This window comes from Roseobacter sp. SK209-2-6, from assembly GCF_000169455.1.
Lineage (GTDB): Bacteria > Pseudomonadota > Alphaproteobacteria > Rhodobacterales > Rhodobacteraceae > Pseudophaeobacter.
In genome coordinates this window covers 262,938-275,434 of record NZ_AAYC01000003.1, presented here as the reverse complement: position 1 = coordinate 275,434, position 12,497 = coordinate 262,938, and the positions used below count along the sequence as shown (strand labels likewise).

The 12,497-nt window shown below is 56.6% G+C and carries 11 protein-coding genes and 1 pseudogene; 7 read left to right on the top strand and 5 right to left on the bottom strand.

The features are described 5' to 3' along the window. The first annotated feature begins 4 nt into the window (after positions 1-4). The 6 genes from RSK20926_RS07105 to RSK20926_RS07080 are packed head-to-tail and all read left to right on the top strand — an operon-like array spanning position 5 to position 5,822. A complete protein-coding gene (locus tag RSK20926_RS07105; RefSeq protein ID WP_008205415.1) occupies positions 5-1,564 on the top strand; it encodes an ABC transporter substrate-binding protein in 1,560 nt (519 codons plus the stop codon). Between the two features lie 13 nt (positions 1,565-1,577). Beyond that, entirely contained in the window at positions 1,578-2,339 is a 762-nt protein-coding gene (locus tag RSK20926_RS07100; protein ID WP_008205414.1) for an ATP-binding cassette domain-containing protein, read from the top strand. Continuing rightward, the gene (locus RSK20926_RS07095) at positions 2,326-3,114 is read left to right on the top strand and encodes an ATP-binding cassette domain-containing protein (protein WP_232281861.1); all 789 of its coding nucleotides are present in this window, start codon (positions 2,326-2,328) and stop codon (positions 3,112-3,114) included. Before RSK20926_RS07100 ends, RSK20926_RS07095 begins: the two co-directional genes overlap by 14 nt. Beyond that, positions 3,111-4,058: an ABC transporter permease gene (locus tag RSK20926_RS07090; RefSeq protein ID WP_008205412.1), complete on the top strand. Its 948-nt coding sequence runs from the start codon at positions 3,111-3,113 to the stop codon at positions 4,056-4,058. The genes RSK20926_RS07095 and RSK20926_RS07090 overlap by 4 nt, the downstream gene beginning before the upstream one ends. Continuing rightward, positions 4,055-4,900 carry an ABC transporter permease gene (locus tag RSK20926_RS07085; RefSeq protein WP_008205411.1) on the top strand — a complete coding sequence of 282 codons (846 nt, stop codon included), beginning with the start codon at positions 4,055-4,057 and terminating at the stop codon, positions 4,898-4,900. Before RSK20926_RS07090 ends, RSK20926_RS07085 begins: the two co-directional genes overlap by 4 nt. Before the next feature lie 19 nt (positions 4,901-4,919). Further along, positions 4,920-5,822, top strand: a complete 903-nt coding sequence (locus RSK20926_RS07080) for a DMT family transporter (protein ID WP_008205410.1) — start codon at positions 4,920-4,922, stop codon at positions 5,820-5,822. Between the two features lie 67 nt (positions 5,823-5,889). Here RSK20926_RS07080 and RSK20926_RS22440 read toward each other — a convergent pair. The 5 genes and pseudogenes from RSK20926_RS22440 to RSK20926_RS07055 form a co-directional block, all read right to left on the bottom strand. After that, a pseudogene (locus tag RSK20926_RS22440) lies at positions 5,890-6,102 on the bottom strand (IS5/IS1182 family transposase); the annotation flags it as partial. Positions 6,103-6,528: 426 nt separating this feature from the next. Beyond that, positions 6,529-7,323, bottom strand: coding sequence for an IclR family transcriptional regulator (locus tag RSK20926_RS07070; protein WP_008205408.1), 795 nt, complete (start codon positions 7,321-7,323; stop codon positions 6,529-6,531). A gap of 10 nt (positions 7,324-7,333) precedes the next feature. Beyond that, positions 7,334-8,692: a TRAP transporter large permease gene (locus tag RSK20926_RS07065; protein ID WP_008205407.1), complete on the bottom strand. Its 1,359-nt coding sequence runs from the start codon at positions 8,690-8,692 to the stop codon at positions 7,334-7,336. Further along, a complete protein-coding gene (locus tag RSK20926_RS07060) occupies positions 8,692-9,360 on the bottom strand; it encodes a TRAP transporter small permease (protein WP_008205406.1) in 669 nt (222 codons plus the stop codon). Before RSK20926_RS07060 ends, RSK20926_RS07065 begins: the two co-directional genes overlap by 1 nt. Positions 9,361-9,458: 98 nt before the next feature. Next, positions 9,459-10,691, bottom strand: a complete 1,233-nt coding sequence (locus RSK20926_RS07055) for a TRAP transporter substrate-binding protein (RefSeq protein ID WP_008205405.1) — start codon at positions 10,689-10,691, stop codon at positions 9,459-9,461. A 110-nt stretch (positions 10,692-10,801) separates the two neighbouring features. Between RSK20926_RS07055 and RSK20926_RS07050 the strand changes: the two genes are divergently transcribed. After that, on the top strand, positions 10,802-12,427 hold the full coding sequence (locus RSK20926_RS07050; RefSeq protein WP_008205404.1) for a GMC family oxidoreductase: 1,626 nt from the start codon (positions 10,802-10,804) through the stop codon (positions 12,425-12,427). The last annotated feature ends 70 nt before the right edge of the window (positions 12,428-12,497 follow it).

Here is a 12,497-nt window from a genome sequence, read left to right as displayed (position 1 = left end):
GGACATGCCGAATTACTCACGCGCTTTCTGGACCAAAACCCTCGCCGCAACCGGCCTCGCCGCAGCGGCGCTTTTGAGCCCTGCAGACGCAGAAACCAAATTGGAAATGGTGATTGCCGCGCCATTTGGCCCCAAGAGCAGCATTCCTGATCCCCGTGCCCGCCAGAATGGCTGGCTCAGCAACCGGGCAGGCGTGTCGGAAACGCTGATTGGTATCGGCTATGACATGACCCTTCAGCCGCGCCTTGCCACCGGTTTTGAAAACCTGTCTGAACGGGAATGGAAAATCACCCTGCGCGAGGGTGTAAAATTCCATGATGGCTCTGCGGTCACCGCCCAGGCTGTCAAAGAGTCGTTTGAAAAGCTGAGCGAAGAGGGTCACCCTGGGAATAACCCGCGCCTGGTCAAGCTGCTAAACATCGAATCCATCGAGCTGGTTGATGATAAAACTCTGGTTTTCCGCACCAATGCGCCGAATTCAGCTTTCCTGTGGTCGCTGACCGAGCCGTCGGCGGCTGTCATGAAAGACGGCACCGATGCGATGCCGCTGGTGGGCACTGGTCCGTTTGTTTTTGAAATGGCGGAAACGGACAAAACCTATGTGGCCACTGGGTTTGCCGACTACTGGGGCGGCGCGCCGAAACTGGACCGCTTAGTGATCGACGCGATCAGTGACCCTTCGGTAGCGGCACTGGCACTGCAGGCGGGTGATGTTGATCTGGTCACCAACTACCCGGAACCGGATTTCGCCAAGCTGCTTGAAGAAGGCAAAGGCCAGCTGTTCTCTGAAGCAACCGCGCGGCTGTTCTTCTTGCAGCCACGGGTGAATGGCGGTCCGCTGTCCAACCAGACGGTTCTGAATGCCGTTTCGCTGGGCCTAGACCGTGACACCATTGTTGCGGCGACCCTGGCAGGAGTCGGTGGGCAGTCGGCCAATGGCATCTTTCCAACCAGCATGAAATCCTGGGTAAACGGCGATATCAGCCTGTCCTATGACCCGACCAAAGCGCAGGCCATGCTGGATGAGGCGGGAATCACCGACAGTGACGGCAATGGCATCCGGGAGCTGAACGGCGAAGACATCGTGCTTAAGATCCGCAGCTACGAAGGCCGGGCTGCGTTGCGACCGACATTGGAAATCTCGCAGATCATGCTCCAGCAGATTGGTCTGGGTGCGGAAATCGCAATGGGTGAATTTGGCGCAAACAACGAGGCACTTAAAGCTGGCGAAATCGACCTGCACCTACAGGCCTGGGGCACCGCCCCGCAGGGCGATCCGGATTACTTCCCCAGCACGTTGGTGGCGACGGATGGCAGCTATAATGTTTCCGGCTACTCCAACCCTGAGCTGGACGTACTGCTTGAAAAGGGCCGTAGCCTGTTTTCAAGCGAAGAGCGCAAACCGGTCTATGCCGAGGTTCAAGCCATTATCAACCGTGACCTTCCGGTGATCCCGTTGTTCCACAAGACACAGGTTTCGGTCGGCAATGGCAAGGTTGAGGGCTACCGCATCCATCCGGCAGAAACCTATCTGGCGAACCCGGAGCTGGCGATTGCCGAGTAACCAGGCACCTTTGATGAAAATCGAAGCCCTGTCCGCCGAAATTGGCGGGCAGGGTATTCTGCATGATGTCAGTCTCGAGATTGCGCCGAAAGAATGGCTGGCGGTTGTGGGCGGCTCCGGTGCGGGCAAATCTACTCTTTTGCGGGCCGTGATGGGCCTGACCCGCCCTGCGCGTCCGACCAGCGGGCATATTCTGTTCAACGGCGCGCAGCGTGCTTTTGCCTCGTCCGCAAAAACCACCTTGGACGGCATTGCATATGTGCCGCAAAGTCCGGCCCACGGCTTTGATCCGCTGCGCCGCCTGCGCTGGCAATGGGACCAGCTGGCCCGCCGCAAAAGGGCAAAACACACCTCACATCAGCGGGACATTCTATCAGCCCTTGGTCTGCCCGATCCGGGCGGTAGCTACCCGCATCAGTGGAGTCGAGGTATGCAGCAGCGTCTGTTGCTGGCGATGGCCCTGATGGATGCTCCGAAACTTTTGATCCTGGACGAGCCGACCTCAGCGCTGGATCCGCTGATTGCATCGCAGGTGCTGCAGGAAACCCGGCGCATCGCAGCGGAACATGAGATTGCGGTGATGATGGTGACCCACGACTTGGCGCTGGCCGCACGATTTGCAGGGCGAATTGCAATCATGCAGCGCGGCCAGATTGTTGAGAGCGGAGTTTCTGACATCCTTTTGTCCAACCCGCAACATAGCTATTCCCGCGAGCTGGTGGCGCACCGCTGCTGGGACAAAGCCAAGCCAGAGATCAGCCATGCCGCCGAATGACCCGGTCTTTCAACTCGTAGGCCTGACAGTCAGGGCCGGAGACAAAGTGCTGTTGCAAGATGTCTCCTGTGACATCCAGCAGGGTAGAATGCTATGTGTCATCGGAGAAAGCGGCGCAGGTAAGTCTACTTTGCTGAAAGCCGTGCAGGGGGTTATGCCCGCAACGTGCCGCAGGTTGGTGTTCACGCCCTCTGGCACGGATATCACCGGGGCTGTGCCCACGCACAGTGGCCTGCCGCAGACCCGCTGGGTGATGCAGGATCCATTAGCTGCTCTGAACCCGCAGCTGACACTTGGCACTTCTATACAAGAAAGCCTTTACCGCCAGAACCTGACGGTCCAGGAGCGCAAGAGTGCCGTTCTTGCCGCGCTGGAAGATGTCGAGCTGGGATCGGAGTTTTACAGCCGGTTCCCCGGTCAGGTCTCTTTGGGTCAGGCACAGCGGGCCTGTCTGGCGCGGGCCCTGATCGCCCGGCCCAAGCTCATCTTTTTTGATGAGCCGCTGAGCGCGCTGGATGCTCTGGTGCAAAAGAAGATCGCCCGCCAAATGGAAGTGCTGCGGCGCAAGACGCAGACCGCATATCTGGTGGTCACCCATGATCTGGGGTTCGCCGAGGCCTATGCTGATAAGGTTCTGGTTCTGCGCATGGGGCAGGTCGAAGCCTATCAGCCATGCGATGAGTTCTTTGCCACACCGGCCAGCCCCTATGCGGAAAACCTGATCGAGGCCGCCCGCAGCCTCGGCACATTGAGCCACGCCAATGAGGCCGCATGAAGTATTTTCTGTCGCGCCTGCCGGGCCTTGCCTTTGTTCTATTGGGGATCAGCCTGATTACCTTCACGCTCAGCTATTTCTCGCCCGGCGATCGGGCTGAGGCTATTGCCCATGCGCGTTACCCCGAAGAAATTGCCTTCCCGCCAGAACTGCTCCAGGCCATTCGCGCCGAGTTCCACTTAGAGGAGCCATTCTGGCTCCAGTACCTCTATTGGTTTGGCAATGTGCTGCGCGGAGATTTCGGCTTGTCCTATGCCTCCCAAACGCCGGTCTGGGACATTTTCATTGGCAATCTTGGTGAAACAGTGACCCTGTCGCTAACGTCACTGGGGCTGGGGCTGGCCGTTGCGTTTCTGTTGGCCAGTCTTGCGGTGCGCCACCCGGGGACATGGCTGGACCGGGCTGCCGTGATGCTCTCCTCTATTGGCGCAGCCATGCCGAGCTACTGGCTGGGCTTGCTGCTAATCCTGGGCTTTGCCGTGCATCTGGGGTGGTTCCCGTCATATGGCACCGGCACGCCTGCACATCTGGTGTTGCCCGCGCTGACGCTGGCGTTCTGGGTGATGGCCTCGCAGACCCGTCTGCTTCGCAGCTTCATGCTGGAGGCGGCCAATCAGCCGTTTGTCGAAACCCTGCGCCTGCGCGGTATTTCCGAGAGAGAGATCTTCTTTCGGCACGTGCTGCGCCACGCGATGGTGCCGGCTATGACCATGATTGCGATCGATTTTGCTAGCCTGCTGGAAGGCGCGATCATCGTCGAGTTGACCTTTGCCCGGTCTGGGCTGGGGTCTTTGCTGGCTGGCTCCGTGCTGTCGCGCGACCTGCCTATGGTGATGTTTCTGGTGATGTTCTTTGCCGTTGCTTATGTCGTGATCAATTCGCTGGCTGAGGCACTGCAGGCCGCCAGTGACCCGGCGACCCGCACGCAGGAGCAGAGGGTATGAGTGAGGTTCTCCTACAAAAGAGCGCCAAGCTGCCGGGCAGCCCGCTGTCCCGGTTCAAGCGCAGAACAGGTCTGGTTCTGGCGGTGCTGGCACTGGGGCTGTGCATAGGATTGTGGTTGACACCATACCAGCCGGCACAGGCGAATTTTCTCAACCGGCTGGCACCGCCTGAGCCTGCACATTGGTTCGGCACAGACCATCTGGGCCGCGATATTGGCACCCGGCTGCTTTATGGTTCTTTCTGGTCTCTGGGGCTGGCGCTTGTGGTGTCATTGGCAGGGCTGATCGCAGGGACGCTCGTCGGCCTGCTGGCTGCCCGTTCCGGTCCCTTCCCCGATGCTCTGCTGATGCGAGTAACAGACAGTTTCTTTGCCTTTCCGGAGCTTATCGCAGCGGTTGCCTTTGCCGGGCTGTTTGGCCCCAGCACGGTGAACCTGGTCATCGCCCTGTCGCTGGTCAGTTGGATGAAATTTGCGCGGCTTGCCCGCAGTCTGGGGTTGACCATCGGAGAACGGGATTTTGTTATTCAGGCCCGCCTGAACGGCCTGACTGGGGGGCTGATCCTGTGGCGCCACATTCTGCCGAATGTGCTGCCATCACTGCTGGTCCTTTGGACCAGCAGTTGGTCACGCACGATCCTTGCAGTGTCTGGGCTCAGCTTTCTGGGGTTCGGAGTGCAGCCGCCCGCCGCCGAATGGGGGGCCATGCTGCTGGATGGCAAACCCTATATGCAGACCGCTCCTCACATTATGATTTTCCCGGGTCTGGCCGTGCTGGTTTCCGTGCTGGCAATCAATCTGGCTGGAGACAGGCTCCGAGACCTATTGACACAGACCAGATAACCCACCAAGAGGCAAAACAATGGAAGCCACAGGTATCGCACTGCGCATCGGCGCAACCTTGTTTTTCACAGTCATGGTCGTGTTTGTGAAGCTGCTTACCGACGAGGTCCCGTTAGGCCAGGTGGTGTTTTTTCGAAGCGCCGTCGCCCTGATACCACTGGTTCTGTTCCTGATGTGGACACGGGAATTTCCAAGTGGCCTGCGGACCAAGCGGCCGCTGGCGCATGTGGCCCGCTGCCTCCTGGGATGCACCGCTCTGTTTGCCTCCTTTGCCTCGCTGAAATACCTGCCGCTCGCCCATGCGTCGATCATAGGCTATCTGGCCCCGGTCCTGGCAGTGGTGCTGGCGCGAGTCCTTTTGGGTGAACAGGTGAACGGGATGCGCTGGCTTGCCGTTGTCCTGGGGTTCCTGGGAATGCTCGTTCTAGTGCTGCCTGGCTTGACTGCTGCGACACCGGATCAACCCTATCTGATCGGAGCAGGCCTGGCCTTCGTCATGGCGATCTTCACGGCCGGTGCTAAAATTCAGATCCGCAGCCTGGCTCAAACGGAAAACGCCGGATCCATAGCCTTCTACTTTGCGCTGACCTGTGCGGTGGCTGGGGGAGTTTCTGTGTTTTGGGGCTGGGTCCTGCCTGACTTTCTGCAGCTGGTCTATCTCTGCGGTGCAGGAATTGCAGGTGGCATTGCCCATATCATGATGACCCTTGCTCTGCAGCACAGCGAAATCTCAAAACTCGCACCATTTGAGTATCTCTCGCTGATTTTTGCCGTTTTAGCGGATTTCATGTTGTTCGGGCTTGCCCCAGACGGTGCCTTCTACCTTTCGACTCTGATGATCCTGGCCGCGATGTGGGCGATTACTTTCAAAGACCGTGCAAAAGGACGATCACCCGGACGGGAGCCGAGCAAGCAGATGTAGGCTAGTATCATCGCGCTGCAGTCTTTTCTCTAACTTACCTGGGGTCAGGACACATAGCCAATAGATGACGGTTGCGCCGTTTGTACCGGCGTTTGTCGTATCTGGCGGGTGTTTTGCGCTGCTTCCGACCCGGGATGCAGGCGCGTATCCCTTTGTCTTTCAATGCTTCCCGGAACCAATCGGCGTCTTAGCCGCGATCTCCAAGCAGCCGGTCGACATTCGGCAAACTGCTAATCACTGCCCTTGCCCCGATGTAGTCACTCACCAGTCCAGCGGTGATCATCAACAGGTGGCTTTCCATGGGACTTCGGAAAATAGGGCTCAAGGCGCGCCATCTGCGCATCGCCCAAACAGAAAAGATCAGACATGTTCACCGCTCGATTTTCGAACTGAGAATCACGACGCCAGGCGGAAATCAATGGGTCCTGACCCTAGGCGCTACCATCGCAGACAGTCCACGACGACGGCTCTGCGCAGACAGTGACTTTTGCAAACTCCAGAAATCCACCAAGCACCCAAGGCTGAAGCCGCTGCATTGCCGCGTTAGAACCGGTCATTGATGAGGCACGCGGCGAGATCTTAAACCGGAGTTTGCATATTCTGATCCACTTGCCTGAAGAGCGAGATCCATCTTACTTGACTTAACTCGTAAGTTGCCACCAACAGCGCCCTCAGACTGGTCAGGCATATCCTTTGTTCCACGGCGCTAGCTTTCTGCCACTTGACCTTCATGAAGCTCGCTCAAGCGCATCGCAGCGGATTTCAATGGCACGAGGAATTTTAGAATCTGGCTCAGTGAATGGCGTTGAACCGGGGCGTGAACTGAAAGGGTTGCCACCAATCTACGCTGAGTATCGAGGACTGGCACTGCAATCGCGGTCATGCCGGTCATGAACTCCTCATCATCAGTCGAGTAGCCACGCTCACGAGTCTTCTGCAACTCTTCGCGTAGCGCATCAGGACTGGTGATCGTCTGAGCTGTTTGCGCCTCCAGAGCCCGGGCCGAGAGCACACTATTCAATGTTGAGGTACGTAATGTCGACAAGTACATCTTACCACTGGCCGTGCAGTGGAACGGCACTTGGGTCCCAATGGGTAGCTGAATGCGCAACGGCCATTTGGTCTCAACACGGTCTAGATAGGTCATGCCTTCGCGGTCTGGCGTCGCCAGATTGCAGGTTTCGCCGATTTCCTCCGCCACGGCCTTGAGAATGATCAGACGTGCAGTGCGCAGATGCTCGGATGAAATGGTGTTGACAGCCATTGACCTTAGTCTGGGTCCGGGTCCATAGGAACGGCCGTCGAGATCTCGTTGTAGAAAGCCTTCCTCTTCAGCTGTTTGTAACAATCGATGCAGGGTCGGTTTTGGCAACCCCAAGGCTTCGACCAGTTGCGCAGGCTTAACAGCGACTCCGCGCCGGACGACCTCCTCCATGATCAATAGTAACCGCAGGTTGGTTGGAATCTGGGTTTCTTTGGTGGAGCTCGTCTGGTCGGGCATGGCATCATATCTATCTATTGGGCAGCAGCATCAGCGCCAGGTCAGGAACCAAGGCAACCAGTATCCAGACGCTAATCAAAGCCGCAAGGTAGGGCACGGTATAGCGCAGCAACCGGAAGTAGGGAACGCCCGTCACACCGGATGCGACATAGAGGTTGAGCCCGTAGGGTGGCGTTATAAAGCCAATCGAGGCCCCCACTAGAAAGATTACGGAGAAATGGATCGGGTCGATTCCCACCGAGGCGGCAATGGGTGCGAGGATTGGTGCGAGGATTATGGTTACCGGCAGGCTTTCCAAGACCATACCAGAGAAGAATACAATCACCATAGAGGTAAAGAGCACCGCGTGGTAGCCGCCCATTGAAGTGACAAAATCACCGATGGTCTGCTGCGCCCCCAGTAGCGACAGGATCTGCTGCATCACCACTGAGATCGCGATCAAGGGAGCCAAAATGCCGGTGATCTGGGCGGAACGCACCACAACTGATGGGATCTGCGGGATGGTAAAGCCTTCGACCACCAGCATTTCAGCGTAGGATTTTTCAGCAATTGGCTTATCCTTGCGGGATCCCATTATCCGATTGAACGGGTAGCTGACCAATCCTGCAATGACACAGAAACCAACGGTCACACCTGCGGCCTCAGTCGGAGAGAACTTGCCCGTGTAGATGCCCCAAAGCACCAGACCGATGGCAAAGAAACCAAGCCAAGCTCCAAAGGCAGTCTTCAAGACCCGGCTCATTTGCAACGGGATCAGATGGCCCCAACCGTTGATCCGGCAAATCACCCAGCAGGCCAGCTGCATGCCAATCACCATCAGTGCTCCGGGCAGGATGCCAGCCACAAACAGGTCCGAAATCGGCAAGTTTAGGAGGAAGCCATAGACGATAAAGATGATTGAAGGTGGGATGATAATCCCCACTGTACCGCCTGCAGCAGCGGTTGCTGCAGAGAAGCGCTCATCATAGCCACCTTTGACCATTTCGGGATGTAGCATCGACCCGATGGTAGCGGTGGTTGCCGAGTTCGAGCCAGAGATCGCCGCGAACAATCCGCAGGCCCCAAGGGCAGCCATGGCGAGCCCGCCACGTAGCCAGCCGAGACAGGCATAGGCGAAATCCGACAATCGCCTGGCAATCCCGGACTGGTTGATCAAATCACCTGTGAGGATGAACAAAGGCATCGCCAGAAGGGCAAAACCCTTATTGAAGACGTTCAGCAGCTCAGCACCCATATTGTCGAGCGTTAGCCCCAGCACAAAGGAGCAGCCAATCACCCAATAGGCGATGACGAGTAGCACAGGCACGCCGAGCATGAACAAAAAGGTGACCCCAAGCGAGATCAATGTGACCCAAGAACCGTCAGTCATCAGATATCTCCCCCAATCACAGCCTGTTTGATCAGCGGCGCCCCAGATCGCCAGTTCGCCAAATCCTCGAAGAGGTTTTCAAACACCCGCGCCACCATCAGCACAAAAGACATCGGCGCCGTGATCAGGAACCACCATTGCATAACATTGTCAGTACCCAGAACGATCTGAAAGTTCGAGGCCGACAGCGCTGTCATCCGCGCGGTTGTGACCAGCACGATCACCGCAAAAATAAACCACAAAACTGCATCGAGCATCAGGCAGGCCAGTTGACCGCCGCGCGGCATCATGGTTCGAAACTCAGCAAAGCTGAGATGGGTCCGCAGCCGCACATTAAAGGCCGCGCCAAACCAAGCCATGATCATGAACAGTAGCGGTGGTATGGTGGTCGACCAGGGCTGCTGGTTGGAAAAAATGAACCGGTCGATGACGCCCCAAAATATGATAAAGGCAATCGCCAAATAGCTATAGACCATCACCGTGCGCTCAAGATGCCGATCCAACCAGGGCAGCAGCTTGTAGATCCACAGCATGATCAAACCGCTCAGCGCGGTGGCAATTGTTCCAAAGACCCAGGCGCCTTCGGTTTTGAGCGCATTGCGGATTTCCCAGCTGTCTTGCGACATGAATGCACCAAATATGTCGCTGATCTCAGACCAGAGTCCCATCTCTTCCTCCCTGTTGCCCGCCGGGCTAAACCGGTCTTAACTGGACACGTAGGATCGGCGCGCAACTGCACGCCGATCCTTTTTCATGGTATCGGGTTTTAGGATTTCCACCAGCGTCGCGGCTCGACATTCTCTGGCTTCATATCCTTGGGCACTTGGCGTGCGATGTCATAGATCTCCTGATAGGTATCAATGCCACCGGCCCATTTGTTCAGGCGGTCACGCCATTGCTCCCAAAGCTGCGGTTGGAATTCGGGCGAGCACATTTCCTCGGCCATTTTGATCTGGTCATCAGCAAGGAATGCATTGCGCACGTTGTTTTCGGCAAAGATCGTGCCCGGCATCTGCGGGTCAGAATGTCCAACGGTTTTAACCAGAGCAGCCTCGTTGGCGGCCTGCACATGGGTCTGGGCCCAATAGGCACTCTCCATGACCGCGTCTTGCAGATAGCCCTCAAGTCCATCAAAGACTGCCGCACTCATAGAGGTGTGTTCGGTGCCGCAGAAGAATTTCAGATCCACTGACTGGCTGACCACTGGCGACATATTGGCATAGGCCACAGCCGAGGCCCAGGTCTCGGCCCCGTCAATCAAACCCTGTTTCAGGCCATCCAGAGTTTCTTCCCAAGCGACCGGAACTGGGTTGAGGTTCAGCGCTTGCATGGCAATCCGGCCAAGTTGGGTACCTGTGACACGGTTCTTGGTTCCAAACAGCTGCTCCAGCTTGGTCACGGTTGGCTTGTCTTCCCAGCCGAGGCCCAGTTGAATGCCGCGTAGCTCACAATGGCTAAACAGGAATTTCAGCCCGTGTCGTTTTTCCAGCGGATCCCGCAGGATGCGCTGCGATTCGGGACTGTATAGGAAGTGGTACTGCGAGGCCCGACCGGGGAACATATACGCGTAGTCTAACACATTCAGATAAGGTGCACCGCCTGCCGAGTTCTGGGTCGAGGCGGCATAGATGTCCACGATGCCCTGCTGGGTTTTCTCAACGCAGGATGTCTGACCACAGATCTGGTTGTTGCCAATAAATTCAATCCGAATTTCGCCATCCGTACGGCTTTCCAGATCGCGGGCAAACTCCAGCGCACCAGCGCGTTCAATCAGAAGGTTCTGGGCGTTAAACCCGGATGCACCAAACTTTAGCGTGTGCTTTGCGGGCTTAGTAAACCGCTTCTCATAGGTCGATTCCGCAGCAGATGCGAGATTGGCCAGGCTCATGGCCCCTCCAAAGCCCCCCGCCGCCAAAAGTGTCGAGCTCATACCATAGCGGCCAGCAACCCGGAACAGGTCCCGCCGCGAGATATGATGAAGATTCTCCTTGAGTCCCATGGTCTTCCTCCCTAGATGATCATTATTGAGACGTTTTATCTCAAAAAAAGCTAGCGCAATTCATGCAATCTGCATAGACTTTTTTTCGTGAGCAACTGGAGGGATGAGTTTTGGAGGCTGATTTTATCATCGTAGGCGCAGGTTCCGCTGGCTGTGTCATCGCCAATCGGCTGAGCGCAGACCCTAGCAAAAAGGTGATCCTGCTCGAGGCTGGCGGGCGTGATATTAACCCTTGGATTCACATCCCCGTTGGCTACTTCAAAACCATTCACAACCCAAAGGTGGACTGGTGCTACAAGACAGAACCAGACCCGGGCCTGAATGGTCGATCAATCGAGTGGCCCAGAGGAAAAGTGCTGGGCGGATCCTCTTCGCTTAATGGGTTGCTATATGTGCGCGGTCAGTCACAGGACTATGATCGCTGGCGACAAATGGGCAATGAGGGTTGGGGTTGGGATGACGTGTTACCCCTGTTCAAGCGCAGCGAAAACAACGAACGCGGCGGCGATGCCTTTCATGGTGATCAGGGCGAGCTTTCTGTATCAAACATGCGCATTCAACGCCCCATTACTGATGCCTGGGTTGCTGCGGCGCACGCTGCGGGCTACAAGTTCAACCCCGATTACAACGGCACCGATCAGGAAGGTGTTGGCTTCTTCCAGCTCACGGCTCGCAATGGGCGGCGGTGTTCTTCGGCGGTGGCGTTTTTGAACCCGGTCAAATCACGGCCAAACCTGCAAATCATTACTCATGCTCATGTGCAGCGTGTTGTTTTGGAAGGAACGCGCGCAACGGGTGTTGCCTATAAGGACCGGGCCGGCGACACGCATGTCATCAAAGCAAATCGTGAAGTAATCCTCTCTGGTGGGGCAATTAACTCGCCACAAATCCTGATGCTTTCCGGCATTGGTGATGCGGAGCATTTGGCAGAATATGGTATCAAGACGGTTGTTGACTTGCCCGGTGTCGGCAAGAATATGCAGGATCACTTGCAGGCACGACTGGTCTATAAGTGCAACGAGCCAACCCTAAATGACGAGGTAAGCTCACTCCTGGGGCAGGCAAAAATCGGGCTGAAATATCTGATGTTCCGGGCTGGTCCCATGACCATGGCTGCCAGTCTGGCCACCGGGTTCCTGAAAACGCGACCTGAGTTGGAAACCCCTGACATTCAGTTCCACGTCCAGCCACTTTCAGCGGAAAACCCTGGCAAAGGCGCGGACAAGTTCTCAGCTTTCACTATGTCGGTTTGCCAGCTTCGCCCCGAGTCTCGCGGCGAAATCCGGTTGAATTCCAGTGATCCCGGAGCCTATCCAAAAATTATCCCCAACTACCTCTCGACCCAAACAGATTGTCAAACAGTGGTGGACGGGGTGAACATCGCCCGCAGGATTGCACGACATGCTCCCCTAAAATCAAAGATATCGGAAGAGTTTCGCCCTCATGCGGATCTAGACATGGATGACTATGAGGCAACACTGGATTGGGCACGCAACAATACTGCCTCAATCTACCATCCCACCGGCACCTGCAAAATGGGTCAGTCCGATCAAGCGGTTGTCGATGCTCAGCTACGGGTGCACGGCATTTCCGGGTTGCGCGTTGCCGACTGCTCGATCATGCCAGAGATTGTTAGCGGCAACACCAATGCTCCCGCTATTATGATTGGCGAAAAGGCCAGCCTGCTTATTGCACAAGCTCACAACACATCAAGTTTAGGCAAGGGCGGGGTTTGATCGACCGAAATAGGTCAGCAGCTCTACTTGAGTGGTCGAACCTTCGACGGTTTGTCCGGTTGGCTCCGGC